This window comes from Synechococcus sp. BIOS-E4-1, assembly GCF_014279995.1.
Lineage (GTDB): Bacteria > Cyanobacteriota > Cyanobacteriia > PCC-6307 > Cyanobiaceae > Synechococcus_C.
This window is the reverse complement of the sequence record NZ_CP047935.1, coordinates 2,631,483-2,647,659: the sequence shown is the minus strand read 5'-3', so window position 1 is coordinate 2,647,659 and position 16,177 is coordinate 2,631,483. Positions and strand designations below refer to the sequence as shown.

Genomic DNA, 16,177 nt, shown 5'->3' with positions numbered 1-16,177 from the left:
AAGGTCGTGTGACCGAGAAGCAGCACAAGCTCCGGGCTTTATTCAGTCTGACGGCTCTGCCGATCCAGCTCTGCGCAGCAGGCGGCAAACGCCGCGCTGGGATCCTCGGCTTTGGTGATCGGCCTGCCGATCACCAGCTGGCTGGCGCCCGCTGCAATCGCTTCCGCCGGCCCCATCACCCTGGCCTGATCACCCACAGCAGCGCCCTTCGGACGAATTCCCGGCGTGACAAGTGCAAACGGCTCCGGGTGCTGTGCCCGCAACGCTGAAGCCTCCAGAGGTGAGCACACACAGCCGCCGATGCCAGCAGTAGACGCAAGCTGCGCCAACGCCGGCACGCGCTCGGCGATGCTCTGGCTGATGGCGAGTTCCTGTTGCAAATACTGCTCGTCCCAGCTGGTGAGCACCGTCACCGCCAGCAACGTGGGTACCGGAAGCCCGGCGCTCTGCGCCCCCTTCACCGCCGCGGCCTGGGCAGCCTGAAGCGCTTCGCTGCCGGCGCAGGCATGCACCGTGATCAGTTCCGCACCCAGTGCCGCTGCCCGCCGGCAGGCACCCGCCATCGTGGCCGGGATGTCGTGGAACTTCAGGTCGAGAAACACCCGCAGGTCTTGATTGCGCAATTGCGCCACCACCTGAGGGCCGGCCTGCACGAACAGCTCAAGACCCACCTTCACCCAGCGCAGTCCCTGCACCTGTGCAGCAAAGCCCAAGGCCTGATCCGGGGCCATGCCATCGAGAGCAAGGATGATCCGATCGGCGGGGTGGATTGCCATCAGGCCACCAGCCTGCGGAAGGTCTTCTTGCCAAGCTGCAGCACCTTGCCCTGAAGCTCGGCCGCCGTGGCGAATTCCTGATTGGGATCGGTGATCTTCTCCCCCTCCAGCCGGGCAGCACCACCCTTGATCTGACGCCGGGCCTCGCTGCTGCTGGCGCAGATGCCCACAGCACTGAGCAGATAGAACGCCTTGGCTGGAAAATTCACCGCTGCAAGTGACGCCTCGGGCACATCCGCGCCGGCATCCCCGCCGCTGCTCACCAGTGTCGCCGCATCGGTCTGAGCTTTTTGAGCGGCCTCCATGCCATGGCGGCTGGCGGTCACCGCCAGAGCCATCGCCTTCTGCTTATCGCGTGCGTTGTCAGGCAAATCCTGCGCACTCAGATCCGTCAGCAATGTCACGTAGTCATCAATGGCGGCATCACCGACCTTCTCAAGCTTGGAGTACATCGACAGTGCGTCTTCCTCCAGACCAACAGTATTCCCAAGGCTTTTGCTCATTTTCTGCACACCATCAAGACCCACGAGGATCGGCAGCAGAAGACCGAACTGCGTCCCTGATCCGAAATGGCGCTGCAGGTCGCGACCCATGGCCACATTGAACTTCTGATCAGTGCCGCCCAGCTCCACATCAGCATTCACCGCCACGGAGTCGTAGCCCTGCAGCAACGGATAAAGAAATTCATGCAGTGCGATCGGTGCACCACTGCCATAGCGCTTGGAGAAATCATCCTTGGCCAGCATCTGGCCCACGGTGGCTGTCCCCAGCAGGCCAATGATCTGAGGCAGATCAAGACCTTCGAGCCACTCGCTGTTGCGGCGCACCTCAAGGCGGCCAGGTGTCTCAAAATCCAGCAGAGCCGTCTGCTTCGGCTGACCCTCGCCCAGCTGCGCCAGGTAAGTGGCTGCATTGGCCTCAACCTCTTCGGCTGTGAGCTGCACCCGCGTGGCGCTCTTGCCTGTTGGGTCACCAATCCGGGCGGTGAAGTCGCCGATGATCAGGACTGCTGTGTGCCCCGCATCCTGAAAAGCACGCAGCTTGCGGAAGAGGATGCTGTGCCCGAGGTGGATGTTGCTGCCGGTGGGGTCAATACCAAGCTTGATACGCAGGGGCCTGCCCTCACGCTCTGCCTGCGTCAACCTCGCCGCCAGCGACTGATCAGCATCATCGCCAACTCCTGCTGGGAACAGATCGGCCATGCCACGCGACAGCCATGCCGGCAGAGACGGTGTCGAAGCCATGGTCTAGGCGGAGCGATTGCGGGCTGAATCGTACGGGCCGCTTCAACTGGGCGGCTGGTCCAGCTGACTTTTCATCCGTTCCAGTGTGCCTTGCATCTGCTCAAACATCTGCTCTGGGGTAATCCCAAACTGACCCAGCTGGCTTCGCAGCTGCTCCACAGTGAGCTTGGCCTGGAAATCTTCCGACAGCTCAAAGCGCTTCATGAACACGCGGTATCGCTCCATGAGCTCCTCCATCGTGTCGATGAACTTCTTTTTGCCCTCGCGGTCAAACTTGCCGTAATCCGACCCCAGCTGCATCAACTGCTGATAGTCGCCGAACAGACGCTTGGCTTCCTCCTGAACGATCTCGGAGTCGAAGAACGCCATGGCCCACCCATCAACTTGAGCAATTCTGGACAATTTGAGCTCCCCATAACAGTGCGGATCCACGCCCCCCGATTCACGTCAACATGAATGGGTCAGCGTCAATGGCCCCGAGCCTCTCCCTTCCTTGGATCTCAGCGAACGGATCCCCTCTCTTCAGCAACGGTCCCGCCAGGGTCACAGCCTGCTCAAGCGCAGTCGCACCGCCATTGCTAGCGCCGACCTTGTTCTGCTCAGCAGCTGGACAGCCTGGTTCGAAGGACAGGGACCTTTGGTGGCTGCCTGCACCAGCGAAGATGACTGCCTGCTGAGCCTTCAAAACAGCGCTGCCAACCTGTTGCTCTGCACGGACACCCTCGAGAGCGGCAGTGGCACCAGCCTCGTGCGCCGGGCTAGGGACCACAACCCCGACATCAAGGTGTTGATGCTGCTTCAGCGTCCCATCCCGCGCACGATCCTGGATGCCATCGATGCCCGCTGCCATGGAATCTGCTCGGCTCAGGCCACCGGAACCGGCACGGTGGCGGCAGCTCTCACGGCCATCGACACCGACGGGCAGTACCTCGATCCACTGATCAGTGGCGTGTTGCACCACAGCAGGCTGAGCTGCAGCGGCGATCAGGTGCCACTGCAGGAACTCACCATGCGCGAAGAGGACGTGCTGCGCGGCCTCTGCCGAGGCATGACCAATCAGGAGATCGCCGACGCTTTGGTGGTGTCGATTGACACCGTGAAAAGTCATGTCGGCAGCCTACTGCGCAAGTTGCCGGCCAGAGACCGAACCATGGCTGTTGTCACAGCATTTCGTGAGGGGCTGGTGCAGGTTCCCACCAGGCCGCCGCGCTGGACCTAGGGTCCTGGCCAGGCTGCAAGGGAGAAACGCGGCGATGGCTCGCCGGCATTGGCTCGATCCACTGGCCCGCAAGGTGCTCCAGGCCATGGGTGACCTGCCCAGGGATCCAGTGCGCGTGGACCCCAGACCCTGGCCTGCAGAAGAAACAACGGTCGCTCCGAGTTGGTGCATCGACGTGAACAGAGCCAGCGCAGAGCAGTGGCGCCAGCTGCCGGGCTGCAGCGAAATCATGGTGGATCAGTTGCTGCGCCTTCAGCAGGGCGGGGTTCAGTTCAGCCAGATGGAGGATCTGGCTCAGCTGCTCGACATCTCGGAAAATCTCTGCGAGCAGTGGAGACCCCATCTGGTTTTCCGCTGGCACGGGGATGCCCCGCAGTTACCGGAGCAGGCACCGCTCGATCTGAATGCCGCCAGCCCTACCCTGCTGGCCACAACCCTCCCGTGGCCCGATGACCGGGTGGAACGCCTGCTCGCAGAACGGCGGCGCGAACCGTTTCAGAACCTCGCGGATCTACAGGAGCGGCTCTGCCTGCCCCCGGCAACTGTGGAAGCTCTGATCGGGCGTGTTCGTTTCGGCTCCAGACCTGCAGGCCCAAGCCTGCCGCCACGAGGTTGATCGCGATGCCTGCCTCTCCTCGCCAGGGGAACCTTTTCGAACAGGCGACACCTGCCGGTCAGGACAACAACCCTGCGGAGTTGCCACTGAATAGGCAGCAGCTCCAAAGCTGGCAGCAGCGCATCCACAGCTTCCAGAGCCCTCTGTTTCAGGCGGACGGCCGAAGTCAGGAGCAGGGCAGCCTGTTCAGCGGCCATGACGATCCAGCTTCAGGGATTCAACCCTTGTCACTCAAACCACTCCCGCTGAGTTTCTGGCGATGGCCGCAGAGCCCCCATCAGGGGGCGGCGCTGTACTGGGTCATGGACCGTCCCGCAGATCTGGAACACCCGATCCTGCTTTACATCGGAGAGACCATGGCGGCCGATCGGCGCTGGAAGGGAGAGCATGATTGCAAGGCCTACCTTGCGGCTTATCAAGAGGCCTGCGTGGACTGCGGCCTGAGCTGCAGAACCAGCATCCGTTTCTGGGGCGATGTACCCAGGGCCACCCGGGCTCGACGAAAGCTGGAACAGACCCTGATCCGACGCTGGCAGCCACCGTTCAACAAAGAATCGCGCGAGCGATGGGCCACGCCGTTTCAAGCCGCCTGAGCACAGCTCCTAGCATCGGTTCAGGCAACGGCTCTCCATGAAAATCTCCCTCTCTCCGGCCACCCCTGAGGCCTGGAGTGGTTCCGTTCTTGCGCTTGGCATTCCTCAGGACGACCCCCAAGGTCTGGTGGAGGCGATGGAACAACGCTTCAACATTCAGCTGTCGGAATGGCTGAAGCAGAAGCCCTTCACAGGCAAGAGCGGTGATCTGGCCAGCCTTCAACTGCTGCGAAGCGACTGCACGACCCTGGTGCTGCTGGGGCTGGGGGATCCCGACTCTGTGGATCGGGACAGCCTGCGCATGGCCGCCGCCGCCGCCGCCCGTGCCGCACAAGGCCAGAGTGGCTCTCTCGGCCTGATGCTGCCGATGGGATCCGAAGACCCCATCGGCGATGCCACTGCCGCTGCTGAAGCTGTACGACTGGCTCTTTACAGCGACCTGCGCTTTCGCAGCAAGCCCGAACCGAGCCTGAGACCTGAACAGCTTGAGCTGCTGGGCCAATGGCCAGGGGGCCTGAACCAGACGCTGGAAACAGTTCACCCGGTCTGCGCCGGGGTGGAGCTGGCCAGGGAGCTGGTGGCGGCGCCACCGAACAGCGTCACCCCGGAGGAACTGGCCCGAACCGCGGCAACCCTCGCCCACGAGCACGGACTTGACCTCACCGTGCTCGAACGTGCCGACTGCGAGGAGCGCGGTATGGGCTCTTACCTCTCGGTCTGCCAGGGCTCTGACATGGATCCCAAATTCATCCACCTGACCTATCGCCCCAGCGGCGTAGCCAAGAAGCGCCTCATTCTGGTGGGCAAGGGGCTCACATTTGATTCCGGCGGCTACAACCTCAAGGTCGGGGCTGCCCAGATCGACATGATGAAGTTCGACATGGGCGGCAGCGCTGCTGTCTTTGGAGCCATGCGCAGCATCGCTGAACTACGCCCAGCGGGAGTGGAGGTGCACATGCTTGTGGCCGCGTGCGAAAACATGATCAACGGCTCCGCGGTTCATCCCGGCGACATCGTCACCGCGTCCAACGGCACCACGATCGAGATCAACAACACCGATGCGGAGGGCAGACTCACCCTCGCTGATGCCCTGGTGTACGCCTCCAAGCTCAAACCCGATGCGATCGTGGATCTGGCGACGCTCACCGGAGCTTGTGTGGTTGCCTTAGGCGATGAGATCGCCGGACTCTGGACCCCGGATGATGCGCTCTCGAGTGATCTGGAAACCGCTGCAAACAACGCCGGAGAGGGCCTCTGGCGCATGCCGCTTCACAGCTCCTACCGCAAAGGCCTCAAATCGCTGCTGGCCGACATGAAGAACACCGGACCCCGCCCCGGTGGATCGATCACGGCCGCACTGTTCCTCAAGGAGTTCGTGGATGCCGGCATTCCCTGGGCCCACATCGACATCGCAGGCACGGTCTGGAGCGACAAGGGCCGCGGACTGAATCCCTCAGGTGCCACGGGCTACGGCGTGCGCACGCTGGTGAACTGGGTGTTGAAGCAGTCCTCAACCGTCGAGGCCTAAATTTCAATCTCAACGAAGCAAGCTGCATGGCCTCCAGCCCCTTTCGCTGGTATGTACGCGCCCAGCTGGGCGTTCTGCTGTTACCTGCCGGCCTCTGCCTGTTCGGGGAGGCCGTCAGCCGCAGGACACTTCAGCTGGCTGGAAGTGATGGCGGTCCATGGTGGTGGTACGGGACACTCAGCCTGATCGTGATCAATGCGGGCGTGGGGCTGATGATCGAATCGGGGCTGCTACGGGGTTATCCCGGACGTAGACCAAACGCCACAGACATACAGAATCCCTGACGATATAGAACGGAACCCCAGTCAGGACGCGACGACCATGGAGAGGGAATGGGGATTCTCGAGAGCATGAATCTGCCAGCGTGCCCTCTCCGAGCAACTGGCCATGACTCGCTCCAAGTCATCAGAGGCCTGCTTCGGAGATGGATACGGACCAACATGACGCGTCACAAGACCGTCTTTGATGATCAGCAGATACATACAGACCTTTCACAACTCACTGCAGAATGGTACGCAATCCAAACTGTGTCGTCGATGGCGTAAAACCCGCACCTTCACTGCGAAGTGGCTGATTCAGAGCGCAACGACCGCTACAGAATTTCCTCAGATTCTCGCAATCAAACCACCAGGAGTTGCTGAGTTCTGGTCTCTACAAACACCTACTTCGTCCAGGAATCACCGGTGCGAGCTTGGTCACCCCAGACCTGATCGAGGCGCTTATCCCTTCCGCAGGCCCAGCGGTAATACTTGTATTTGACTGAATTCAATTCGGCGAAATTCTGGTGGTAATCCTCAGCAGGCCAGAACTTTTCAAGAGGTTTGATCTCCACCTTGAGAGCGGATTGAGACACTCCAAGTTCCCTGGCCGCCTCTGACTGACTGGCGAGAGCCTCGCTGTTCTGTCGATCACCGCTGGTGAAGATCACGGGTCGGTAGGAGTCTCCGCGATCACAGAACTGACCCTCACCATCGAAGGGATCCACGTTGCGCCAATACGACTGAAGAAGCCTGGGGTAACTGATCCTGGTCGAGTCAAACAGCACTTCCACCACCTCCTGATGCCCAGTGGTTTCAGCACTCACCTGGTTGTAGGTCGGATTGGACACGCTGCCGCCGCTGTAGCCGCTTTCCACAGAGATCACACCAGGAAGTTTCTCTAGATCACTCTCCATGCACCAGAAACAGCCTCCAGCCAACACGGCGCTCTGTTGCTCGGCAAGCACTGAGGCGGGTGAAATCAGGAGCAAAGCTCCCACCAACAGGGATAACAAGATGCGGATCACAGGTGAACTCAGGTCGACAGCTGATCAAGGATTGCGGCAGCGGCGCGATCGGTCACTCCCGGTTCCCCCAGCGTTTGGCGCAGACGTTCATAGCCAATCAACATCCGTTGGCGCTCATCAGTGCTCTCCAACAAAGGAATGGCCTGAGCAATCAACTGGTCGGCACTGAAGTCTTCCTGCAAAAATTCAGGGACTAAGCGCTCCTTGAGCAGCAGATTCACTGGCGAAATGTGATCCACATGGAAGCGAAGCAGATGGCGTGCGACCCAGGCCGTCATGCGGCTCACCCGGTATCCGACCACCTGAGGGACTCCCTGAAGGGCCAGCTCAAGATTGACAGTTCCCGACTTGCCGAGGGCGAGATCCGCTGCGCTGAACAGTGACGGTTTGAGGGCATCAGCATCGGCGGCTGGAATGACCCGTCCACGCACATCGGCGGCTTCAAGCGCCTCCTGAAGTTCACGCTCAAAACGACTGAGACCTGCCGGCACCATCACCATCAGCTTCGGATCTCTTGCCTGCAGACGTGCCGCCACCTCCGCGAGCACGGGCATCAGATAGCGCAACTCCTGCGGCCTGGATGCAGGCATCAGCAGCAGCAAGCGTTCCTTCGGATCAAGGCCGAGCTGGCGACAGGCTTCAGCACGGTCAGGATTGCGGCCAGCAAGATCGAGCAGAGGATGGCCAACCCAGGTGACCTGCGCACCATGGGATGCATAGAAGGATGCTTCCTCCGGGAAGATCGCAAGAATGCGATCAGTGAAGGACAGAAGGCTGCTTGTGCCTTTGTCATTCATGCGCCATGCCCATTCCTGAGGAGCGATGTAGTAGGTAATGGGAACCTGCGGCAACTTGCGGCGCAGACGCTTGCCGAGACGCACATTGGCGCCCATGTAGTCAATCAGCACCACTGCATCAGGGGGCCGAGCACTGAGTTCCCTGTTGACCCTCGACTGCAGCTTCAAGGTGGGGACAACCTGTGGAAGGTGCTCCAGAAGACCGATCGAGCCCAGTGGAGCCGTATCGGCAAGAAGTTCCGCGCCAGCTGCATGCATGCGTGGTCCCCCCAGGGCCAGCACCTCAAGATCAAGGCTCCTCAAACGAGCCTGCCGATGCAAGGCCTGCACCAGAAGACTTCCCTGAAGATCACCAGACACCTCACCGGTGCTGATCAGCACACGCACCATCAGCGACCACCGACAGCAGGCATGGGGCCACGCCTTCCCTGACTGATCGATCCCTCGAGGAAAGAGCAGAGATGATCGGCCAGAGGCATCAGGGGCTGCTCACGAGCAAGACGCAGACCTTCAGCAATCACATGGTCCGAGCGATAGAGCAGCGACCAGATGTCCTGAAGCTGCTTGATTTCCTGCCCCTGATCCTTGCGATCAAGGCCCCGCCTGCGCAGACCCACGCGATTGAGGCCTCGCACCCTTCCGGGGTGGCCCTCAACGAGGCAGTAGGGAGGCACATCCCGGTCCACCCTTGTCATGCCTCCAACCATGGCCATTCCGCCGATCTGAACGAACTGGTGAATCCCCAGGCATCCACCTATCACTGCCTTGTCCTCGATCAGAACATGCCCGGCAACCTGGATGCTGTTGGACATCACGATGCCGTTGCCCAGAAGACAGTTGTGCCCCAGATGGCAGTAGGCCATTAACAGGTTGTGGTCGCCGATGCGGGTCTGCTCTCCCTCATCGGTGGCCCGGTTGATCGTGACGCATTCACGGATGGTGTTGTGATTGCCGATCACCACCTCTGTCGGAGCGCCTTTGTACTTGAGATCCTGAGGCTCGAGCCCGAGGCAGGCACCCGGAAAAATCTTGTTGTGTTCGCCAATGATGAGTCGACCGTCCAGCACCGCGTGGGGCCCGACCCAGGTATGAGGGCCAATGCGAACATCAGGACCCACAACGGCACCAGGGCCAATCACCACACCAGTGGCAAGCTCGGCCCGGGAATCGACTGCCGCAAGCGGATGAATCTGGGGAGGACGGTCCTCAGCAGTCACGGCGGGGGATCGCTGTTCACTCATCATGGTCAGTCAACCAGCGAGAACATGAGCTCCCCGGAGCAGACCAGTTGACCATCCACCGTGGCCTCAGCCTTCACCTTGCCAAACCGCTTGCGTTTGAGACTCAGCAGCTCGCAGGTGATCAGCAGCTGGTCACCGGGGATCACCGGACGGCGGAAGCGCACGCCATCGATACCGGCAAAAACAAAAAGACCTTTGGGAAGATCGGGCATCTGGGTGACGATCAGACCACCCACCTGCGCCATGGCCTCCACGATCAACACTCCAGGCATTAACGGACGTCCAGGGAAATGGCCCTGGAACTGAGGCTCATTGAGGGTGATGTTCTTGATGGCCACAGCTTTTTCACCGGGCACATGCTCCAGAACACGATCCACAAGCGCAAAGGGATAGCGGTGGGGAAGCAGTCCCATGATCTGCTCCGCAGTGAGCAGAGGCTGGGCTGCGGCGGTGGCGGAGGAGGAAGTCAAATCGGTTCAGGGCTGAGCATTGGATCGATCGGCCAGGGCCGCTGCCAGGTCGGTGTGCAGACCATGGGAGCCGCGGTAGACCAGCACCTGCGCCCGCGGAAAACCCACAAGCGCCAGATCACCGATCAGGTCAAGAAGCTTATGGCGCACCGGTTCATCGGGATAGCGCAGGGGTGGATTCAGCCAGTGGTCGCCATCACAGACCAGAGCGTTATCAAGGGCACCACCCTGAATCAGCCCCGCTGCACGCAGTTGATCCACCTGCTCACGGAAGCCGAAGGTGCGAGCCGGAGCGATCTCCGCCACGAAACTGTCCGGCGTCAGTGCCAGTGCACATTGCTGACGACCGATGGCCGGCTGGGGGAAATCAATCACGCCCACCAGCGTGAACTGCTCAGCTGGCGTGGCGGTGATCACACTGCTGCCGCGATGCAGAGCGATCGGCTGCCGCAGCTGCGGCCTAGCCGGAGCAGGTGTTGATGCCGGGGCAAGGCCTGCCTCGGCGATGGCTTCCACCCATCCCTGGGAGGAGCCATCCAAAAGAGGAATCTCCCTGCCTTCAACTTCGAGATGCACATGGGTGAGACCGCACCCGGCGATAGCAGCAAGCAGATGTTCCACCGTGGCGAGCTTTCGGTCACCCAGCTCGAGAGTGGTGCACAGCGGGCTGTCACGCACCTGGGAAGGCTCCAGTCTGAGCGGGTCGCCGCCGTTTGTTGGCCAGCTCACCCAGACGCCCGGCTGGGTCGAAGGCTGCAGGGTGACTGAGACCTCTTCACCGCTGTGCAGGCCAATGCCGCTGCGTCGGGCCGGACCCTCAAGGGTCCAGGCTCCGTCGTAATCATGAGGCCACAGGACCATCAGAACTTCCAGCCGACGCCCAGATTGAAGCGGTACTCTCCCGTGAAGTTTTGGCTGGCCACCTCCAGACGCAGAGGTCCTACAGGTGTGGTGACGATCACACCAATACCTGGAGAGACACCCGAACCTGGTTTGTCGAGCAGCTCACCTGGTTTGCCGGGGACATTGGCCTGGGATCCGAAATCGGTACCTGCATCGATGAACACTTCGCCCTGGAAGATGCTGAAGATAGGGAAGCGGTACTCAATGGTTGCTTCGCCGAAACTGCGCCCGACAGCCAGATCACAGTCGAACCAGCCGCGAACCGAGTTAGATCCACCCAGACAGAAGGCTTCATAAGGGGGCAACTGACCGATCACGGTGCCTGCCTTGATCTGGAAGGCCAGAGCCTGAGGACAATTCTCCGGTTCACCCTCCTTGGGGCGACAGCCCTTGGCGATCTTCAGCCACTTGACAGGAATGAAATGGGTGTAGCTGGTGCGGATGCGGTTGAAGGTCGGAGAGTTCTCTCCAACAGAGAGATATTGTTCCGTACCGAAACTGAAGAAATTACCTGAGGTCGGATTCCGACCATCATTCAGTGTGCTGTAAGTGGTTGCGACCCGAATACTGGCGAGCGTGTTCTGATCAGCGCAATTGAAGGCGGTACAAATCACCTCATCCTTGTTGACACGATCGTTTTTGATTCTTCTGCTGGCGATGCCGTAAGGCCTTGTCTCACCCGCATAGTTGATGGGACGGACAGCCTGAAGATTCAGTCCAGCCAATACCTGCCAGGGCACCTTCTTGAAAGGATCGCCGCCATTGAGCGGACGAGCAAAAATCACATTTCCGCCAATACGCTCCAAAGCGATTGAATCGCCCTCAAAATCAAACCAGCTGGTATCAGAAAACTCATCATTTGCCTCATCAACATTATCAAATTTGCTTCCAGCGGGATTATTGCTGGAGCTAATGGAATAGGTCTTAGATGAGTCGTTATCAAAGTAATCATTCAGAGCAACAATATCTCCATCGTCCTGACTTTGGAAGACCTGAGGAACTTCCCGGCTAAGGAAGAAGGAGGTCCGGAAGGAGGTGCGATGGTTGTCTCCTTTAATCCAGGGATCGGAGAACGTGAGGTTCGCAAGTCCACCGAACTGACCGTAGGTGAAGTTCAGTGCCAGGTCCCAGGCACGACCGAACAGATTGCTGTCGGAAAGCTGGAGCTGGCCAAAGACACCCTGACTCTGGCTGTAGCCGAGACCACCTGAGAGCGAGCCAGTGGACTGCTCGACGATGCCCAGAACGATGGTGATGAAGCCTGGCTCACCAGTGACAGGCTGCAAGGTCACCTTCACATCACTGAACAGCGATGTGCCATACAAACGACGGATGTCGCTCTCAAGCTGGGTGCGGTTGAAAGGTTCCCCGGGCTTGATGGAGATTTCCCTGCTCACCACCCACGGCTTGGTCTTGCCCTTGATCGGCTCTCCTTTCTCATTGGTGTCCTCCCCTTCCTTGTTGATGAATTTGACCTCGACACCGGCCACGGTGCCGATCAGCACCTTCAGCTGCACCACCCCATCAGGACTCACCCTGGTGGGTCCGCTAACACGGGCCAGTGAATAACCCTGATCGGCGTACCACTTCTGCAGCTCTTTCATGCGCAGCTGCAGCTCATTGAGGTTGAGCGTGCGGCCGTAATCGGAACTGAAGGTGTCCTCAATCACCTGAGGTTCGATCTTGTTGTCTTCAGGCTCAAGAACAACCTGGGTCATCACCGGGTTGGGAACCACCTGCACCGCCAGTTGCACACCCAGCGGACCGTTGATCGGCTCAATTCGCACGTCTGAGAACCATCCCGTGGCGTAGATCGCATCGAGATCAAGCTTCAGTTCCTCTCTCGTCACCCTGCTGCCAGGGCGCACACGCATGGCGTCATAGGCCGCGAGCTCGAGACGTTCCTGCTCTGGATGTCCATCGATGCCCTCAATGATCACCTCAGTGATCAACACCCTGGGCTGTTGTGGCCCCTCGTCAATCGGCTCGGCAACGGGAGTTGCGGCCGGGGCAGGGGTGACCTCGATCTGCTCAACGTCGATCTGCTCCTCGGTCAGCTCTGCCTCAACACCCTCTGCCTCGACTGCTTCTGCCTCAACGCCCTCTGCCTCAACTGCTTCTGCTTCAACATCCACCTGGATCTCTTCAGCCTGAGCAGCTTCGATCTCAGTCCCATCAGGCTCAGCCTGGGCTTGCCCCGGCAGGCCGCTGATCAATGGAAGGGCGAGGGCAAATCCCACGGCACCTCGCCGAACGGCGTTCTTGGTTCGGCTGGAGGAGAAAGCGACCATTGGGGAGACGGAAGTCGGCCGTGCCGGCCACAAACGTCGGTGAACTTAACTGCAGTTGCGGGGTGTCGGGCAGGCCCCTTGTACCCGTTTGCAGACCTCCCCGTAGGCCTCGATCACACCGCCCAAATCCTTCCGGAAGCGGTCCTTGTCGAGAATGCGTTTCTCCGCATCCATGCAGGACAGATCCCAGAGTCGACACGTGTCAGGACTGATCTCATCAGCAACAAGCAGCTCACCTGTGGCATTCAGTCCAAGCTCCAGCTTGAAATCAACCAGCTGCAGGTCGACACTCCTGAAAAAAGGAATCAGCACGGAATTCACCTTCCTGGCCAATGACTCGATCCGCCCCCGCAGCTCTCTGGAGACCAGACCCAAAAGTTCCAGGCGTGCATCCGTCAGCAACGGATCACCCAGGCCGTCATCTTTGTAATAGAGGTCAAGCAGAGCCGGTTCAAGTGCTGTGCCCTGGGCGATCGGCGTCTCGCGACAGAGCGATCCGGTGGCGATGTTGCGCAACACAACCTCAACTGGAATCACCTCGACGCGCTGGACAAGCATCCAGGTTTCCTCAGCGATTCCGCAGTAATGCGTGGGGATTCCCTCTCGCTCCAGCAACTCGAACAGACAGGCTGAGATCAGGCAGTTGAGACGCCCCTTGTCATCCAGCTGAGCCTTCTTCTGAGCGTTGAATGCAGTGGCGTCGTTCTTGAACTCCACCAGCACCTGCTGGTCGCTTGAGCCTGCATAAATGCGCTTGGCTTTGCCTTCGTAAAGAAGGTCGCCGTGAGAAATGGTCATGGCTGCTCGTTGACGCCGGTCGCGCCGGCTTCAGGTGCTGGTGATTCTCCCAGCGCGGCATGGCCACCCGGTGCCCTTGGCGAGCGCAGTTCCTGCTGAAGTTGCTGTTGTTGCTCCAGCGACCCTCCCGGCAGATCCTGATCGAGATCCAGCAGTGTGAAGCGATCATCCAGCCTGGTTGCCAGTCGCTGCAAGCGTTCGCGGGGACGTTCACCGCTGCCGCCGCTGGCAAGCTCCAGACGCAGCTGCAGCCGCAGCAAGTCCTCCGCCTGGTTCCAGGCCTGCTCCGCCGCGGCCTGATCGAGAGCCGCCTCGATCAGAGACACACTGCGTTCGGACTCCATCACATCCAGCAGCTCTGCAGCGAGACCAAGACGACGTGCTGCGATCACACCTGGCGTTCGGCCCGCAAGCAGGGTGATCACAGCCTGCTCGGGCTGCCCGGAGGCGATCTGCGCTTCTGCCAGAAGGTCAAGAGCTGAGCGAGTTAAGGGCAGTCCTTGCTCATCCAGACCCACGACAAGCTGCTCAGCATCGAGCCTGGTGAGGTCTCCTTCCGCCAGACGCAGCAGAGCCAGAACAATGCGCTCCTGATCCAATGCCGCACTGGCAGCCTGCCAGGACAGCAGCAGCCATTCCCGCCTTCGGCGACCGGGACCGGGGCCATAGCGACTGAGAACCACTTGGGCACTGTCCGGCGCCTTGCAGGACATCAGAGCCCTGGCATTGGCCATCACCACATCAAAACGCTGCGGTGCAGGAGCAACCAGCATGAGCCGATCACGCAGCAACTGGAGACGTTCATTGAGACCAAAGCTGGCCGACTCCTCGCAAGCCAACTTCAACTCAGGGATACCTCCTTCGATCAGAACGGTCTCGAAGGACTCCTGAAGCATGGGCCCTGAGGATTGGAGCGACACCGAGGAACCTGGCGCTTCGGAGCCAGGCACCACCGCCAAAAGAAGTGTCAGAGGCAGGGGGAGCAAACCCATGGGCCGGAAGGCGTTCAACAAAGATGGAACGATCTCTCCGCCATCAACAACAGCGGAGCGACGTTCAAACCTAAGGGCCTCCGCCCGAAACGCTTGCCTCCATGGCCCATTCCAGCTCCCGTCCTCAGCCCCTCCCACCGCTCCGACATCTGCTCGTGGTGGGCGGTGGTGGCCGTGAACAGTCTCTGGCCTGGGCCTTACGCCGCTGCCCAGGAGTGGAGGCTGTATGGGTCACTCCGGGAAACGGAGGGACCGTCGACCTCGACGACTGCAAGTCGCTGGGGATTGGGGAACAGGATGCCGAGGGCCTGCTCAAAGCCTGCCTGGAGCAAGCAATCGATCTCGTTGTGATCGGACCAGAAGCCCCCCTTGCCGCTGGGTTAGCCGACCGTTTGCGCGATGCAGGACTGGCCGTGTTTGGCCCCAGCGCCGATGGAGCCCAGCTTGAGGCGAGCAAGGCCTGGGCCAAGGCTTTGATGTGGGAAGCTGGAATCCCCACCGCTGGCCACTGGACCGTCGCCAGCGTCAGCGAAGGGCTTGAGCTACTGGAACAGCTTCAACGGCCACTGGTGGTGAAAGCCGATGGCCTGGCTGCCGGCAAGGGAGTCACCGTCGCCGAAACATTCGAAGAAACCGCAGCGGCGATCCGTGACGCCTTTGCCGGACGCTTCGGCTCCGCAGGCGAACGGCTGGTTCTGGAGGAACGCCTGCAAGGTCCTGAAGTGTCTGTTTTCGCCTTATGCGATGGCGAGCGCATGGTGCTGCTGCCGCCAGCCCAAGACCACAAAAGGTTGCTCGAGGGCGACAGGGGACCGAATACCGGGGGCATGGGCGCCTATGCACCCGCTCCGTTGCTTGATGAAGCCGGACTCCAGCGGGTTCAGCAGCTTGTGCTCGAACCCACCCTGCAAGCACTGAGGGATCAGGGAATCCAGTACAGAGGCGTGATCTATGCCGGCCTCATGCTGACCCCGGAAGGTCCACAGGTGATCGAATTCAACTGTCGCTTCGGTGATCCTGAATGCCAGACCCTGATGCCCTTGATGGGTCCAGAACTCGCAACGGTTCTGCAGGCCTGCGCCCTCGGGTGTTTAGACCTGGCACCCGAACTGTCGATTGCCAGCATGTGCAGCGCTTGTGTTGTCGCCGCCGCTGAGGGCTATCCCGAGACTCCACGCAAAGGGGATGTGATCCAGCTGCAGTCGGATCCCGACAGGCAACGGCAACTGTTTCATGCCGGCACATGTCGTCAGGCCGATGGCACGGTGAAGACTGCCGGCGGAAGAGTTCTGACCCAGGTCGCCCAGGCGGCGGACTTTGATCAGGCCTTCGCCAGCGCCTATGCAGGCCTCGAATTGGTGCGTTTCAACGGGATGCAGTTCCGCCGCGACATCGGTCATCAGGTGCGCCGGTCCTAGTCTCGG

18 protein-coding genes are annotated in these 16,177 nt (G+C 60.4%); 6 read left to right on the top strand and 12 right to left on the bottom strand.

Annotated features, from left to right (window positions below):
* Positions 1-38: 38 nt before the first annotated feature.
* From pyrF to SynBIOSE41_RS14430, 3 genes are read right to left on the bottom strand one after another with little or no spacing between them, the layout of a single operon-like run.
* Positions 39-776 carry an orotidine-5'-phosphate decarboxylase gene (gene pyrF, locus SynBIOSE41_RS14440; protein WP_186538501.1) on the bottom strand — a complete coding sequence of 246 codons (738 nt, stop codon included), beginning with the start codon at positions 774-776 and terminating at the stop codon, positions 39-41.
* Positions 776-2,020, bottom strand: a complete 1,245-nt coding sequence (gene tyrS, locus SynBIOSE41_RS14435; protein WP_186538500.1) for a tyrosine--tRNA ligase — start codon at positions 2,018-2,020, stop codon at positions 776-778. The genes pyrF and tyrS overlap by 1 nt, the downstream gene beginning before the upstream one ends.
* 42 nt (positions 2,021-2,062) lie before the next feature.
* Positions 2,063-2,389: a DUF1825 family protein gene (locus SynBIOSE41_RS14430; protein WP_066911269.1), complete on the bottom strand. Its 327-nt coding sequence runs from the start codon at positions 2,387-2,389 to the stop codon at positions 2,063-2,065.
* A gap of 124 nt (positions 2,390-2,513) precedes the next feature.
* Here SynBIOSE41_RS14430 and SynBIOSE41_RS14425 point away from each other — a divergent pair, with 124 nt between their 5' ends.
* The 5 genes from SynBIOSE41_RS14425 to SynBIOSE41_RS14405 are packed head-to-tail and all read left to right on the top strand — an operon-like array spanning position 2,514 to position 6,260.
* Positions 2,514-3,239, top strand: a complete 726-nt coding sequence (locus SynBIOSE41_RS14425; protein ID WP_186538498.1) for a response regulator transcription factor — start codon at positions 2,514-2,516, stop codon at positions 3,237-3,239.
* Positions 3,240-3,273: 34 nt separating this feature from the next.
* Positions 3,274-3,855 carry a type II secretion system protein GspK gene (locus tag SynBIOSE41_RS14420; RefSeq protein WP_186538497.1) on the top strand — a complete coding sequence of 194 codons (582 nt, stop codon included), beginning with the start codon at positions 3,274-3,276 and terminating at the stop codon, positions 3,853-3,855.
* 5 nt (positions 3,856-3,860) lie between these two features.
* A complete protein-coding gene (locus SynBIOSE41_RS14415; RefSeq protein WP_186538495.1) occupies positions 3,861-4,448 on the top strand; it encodes a GIY-YIG nuclease family protein in 588 nt (195 codons plus the stop codon).
* A 37-nt stretch (positions 4,449-4,485) separates the two neighbouring features.
* Entirely contained in the window at positions 4,486-5,976 is a 1,491-nt protein-coding gene (locus tag SynBIOSE41_RS14410; protein ID WP_186538493.1) for a leucyl aminopeptidase, read from the top strand.
* Positions 5,977-6,002: 26 nt separating this feature from the next.
* Complete coding sequence (locus SynBIOSE41_RS14405; protein WP_186538491.1) at positions 6,003-6,260, top strand: hypothetical protein; 258 nt, start codon at positions 6,003-6,005, stop codon at positions 6,258-6,260.
* Positions 6,261-6,281: 21 nt separating this feature from the next.
* Here SynBIOSE41_RS14405 and SynBIOSE41_RS14400 read toward each other — a convergent pair whose 3' ends face one another.
* From SynBIOSE41_RS14400 to SynBIOSE41_RS14360, 9 genes are all read right to left on the bottom strand, one after another.
* Entirely contained in the window at positions 6,282-6,458 is a 177-nt protein-coding gene (locus SynBIOSE41_RS14400) for a hypothetical protein (protein WP_186538490.1), read from the bottom strand.
* 179 nt (positions 6,459-6,637) lie between these two features.
* On the bottom strand, positions 6,638-7,258 hold the full coding sequence (msrA, locus tag SynBIOSE41_RS14395; RefSeq protein WP_186541272.1) for a peptide-methionine (S)-S-oxide reductase MsrA: 621 nt from the start codon (positions 7,256-7,258) through the stop codon (positions 6,638-6,640).
* 11 nt (positions 7,259-7,269) lie between these two features.
* Positions 7,270-8,448: a lipid-A-disaccharide synthase gene (gene lpxB / locus SynBIOSE41_RS14390; protein ID WP_186538488.1), complete on the bottom strand. Its 1,179-nt coding sequence runs from the start codon at positions 8,446-8,448 to the stop codon at positions 7,270-7,272.
* A complete protein-coding gene (gene lpxA, locus SynBIOSE41_RS14385; protein WP_186541270.1) occupies positions 8,448-9,299 on the bottom strand; it encodes an acyl-ACP--UDP-N-acetylglucosamine O-acyltransferase in 852 nt (283 codons plus the stop codon). Before lpxA ends, lpxB begins: the two co-directional genes overlap by 1 nt.
* 5 nt (positions 9,300-9,304) lie before the next feature.
* Positions 9,305-9,733, bottom strand: coding sequence for a 3-hydroxyacyl-ACP dehydratase FabZ (gene fabZ / locus SynBIOSE41_RS14380; RefSeq protein ID WP_066911304.1), 429 nt, complete (start codon positions 9,731-9,733; stop codon positions 9,305-9,307).
* Positions 9,734-9,775: 42 nt separating this feature from the next.
* Positions 9,776-10,630, bottom strand: coding sequence for a UDP-3-O-acyl-N-acetylglucosamine deacetylase (lpxC, locus tag SynBIOSE41_RS14375; protein WP_066911248.1), 855 nt, complete (start codon positions 10,628-10,630; stop codon positions 9,776-9,778).
* A complete protein-coding gene (locus SynBIOSE41_RS14370) occupies positions 10,630-12,963 on the bottom strand; it encodes a BamA/TamA family outer membrane protein (RefSeq protein WP_186538486.1) in 2,334 nt (777 codons plus the stop codon). The genes lpxC and SynBIOSE41_RS14370 overlap by 1 nt, the downstream gene beginning before the upstream one ends.
* 45 nt (positions 12,964-13,008) lie before the next feature.
* Positions 13,009-13,761 (bottom strand): phosphoribosylaminoimidazolesuccinocarboxamide synthase, encoded by a 753-nt coding sequence (purC, locus tag SynBIOSE41_RS14365; protein WP_066911242.1) that lies wholly within the window; start codon positions 13,759-13,761, stop codon positions 13,009-13,011.
* A complete protein-coding gene (locus tag SynBIOSE41_RS14360) occupies positions 13,758-14,753 on the bottom strand; it encodes a hypothetical protein (RefSeq protein WP_066911239.1) in 996 nt (331 codons plus the stop codon). The genes purC and SynBIOSE41_RS14360 overlap by 4 nt, the downstream gene beginning before the upstream one ends.
* Positions 14,754-14,854: 101 nt before the next feature.
* Between SynBIOSE41_RS14360 and purD the strand changes: the two genes are divergently transcribed.
* Positions 14,855-16,171 carry a phosphoribosylamine--glycine ligase gene (gene purD / locus SynBIOSE41_RS14355; protein WP_186538485.1) on the top strand — a complete coding sequence of 439 codons (1,317 nt, stop codon included), beginning with the start codon at positions 14,855-14,857 and terminating at the stop codon, positions 16,169-16,171.
* Positions 16,172-16,177: the final 6 nt, after the last annotated feature.

What these genes read in the sequence shown, in the direction of transcription:
- SynBIOSE41_RS14430 (WP_066911269.1), bottom strand. Translation starts at nt 2,389, where the DNA reads ATGGCGTTCTTCGACTCCGAGATCGTTCAGGAGGAAGCCAAGCGTCTG.
- purC (WP_066911242.1), bottom strand. Translation starts at nt 13,761, where the DNA reads ATGACCATTTCTCACGGCGACCTTCTTTACGAAGGCAAAGCCAAGCGC.
- SynBIOSE41_RS14410 (WP_186538493.1), top strand. Translation starts at nt 4,486, where the DNA reads ATGAAAATCTCCCTCTCTCCGGCCACCCCTGAGGCCTGGAGTGGTTCC.
- SynBIOSE41_RS14370 (WP_186538486.1), bottom strand. Translation starts at nt 12,963, where the DNA reads ATGGTCGCTTTCTCCTCCAGCCGAACCAAGAACGCCGTTCGGCGAGGT.
- lpxA (WP_186541270.1), bottom strand. Translation starts at nt 9,299, where the DNA reads ATGAGTGAACAGCGATCCCCCGCCGTGACTGCTGAGGACCGTCCTCCC.
- purD (WP_186538485.1), top strand. Translation starts at nt 14,855, where the DNA reads ATGGCCCATTCCAGCTCCCGTCCTCAGCCCCTCCCACCGCTCCGACAT.
- SynBIOSE41_RS14420 (WP_186538497.1), top strand. Translation starts at nt 3,274, where the DNA reads ATGGCTCGCCGGCATTGGCTCGATCCACTGGCCCGCAAGGTGCTCCAG.
- SynBIOSE41_RS14405 (WP_186538491.1), top strand. Translation starts at nt 6,003, where the DNA reads ATGGCCTCCAGCCCCTTTCGCTGGTATGTACGCGCCCAGCTGGGCGTT.
- SynBIOSE41_RS14400 (WP_186538490.1), bottom strand. Translation starts at nt 6,458, where the DNA reads ATGTATCTGCTGATCATCAAAGACGGTCTTGTGACGCGTCATGTTGGT.
- pyrF (WP_186538501.1), bottom strand. Translation starts at nt 776, where the DNA reads ATGGCAATCCACCCCGCCGATCGGATCATCCTTGCTCTCGATGGCATG.
- SynBIOSE41_RS14415 (WP_186538495.1), top strand. Translation starts at nt 3,861, where the DNA reads ATGCCTGCCTCTCCTCGCCAGGGGAACCTTTTCGAACAGGCGACACCT.
- lpxB (WP_186538488.1), bottom strand. Translation starts at nt 8,448, where the DNA reads ATGGTGCGTGTGCTGATCAGCACCGGTGAGGTGTCTGGTGATCTTCAG.
- lpxC (WP_066911248.1), bottom strand. Translation starts at nt 10,630, where the DNA reads ATGGTCCTGTGGCCTCATGATTACGACGGAGCCTGGACCCTTGAGGGT.
- SynBIOSE41_RS14360 (WP_066911239.1), bottom strand. Translation starts at nt 14,753, where the DNA reads ATGGGTTTGCTCCCCCTGCCTCTGACACTTCTTTTGGCGGTGGTGCCT.
- tyrS (WP_186538500.1), bottom strand. Translation starts at nt 2,020, where the DNA reads ATGGCTTCGACACCGTCTCTGCCGGCATGGCTGTCGCGTGGCATGGCC.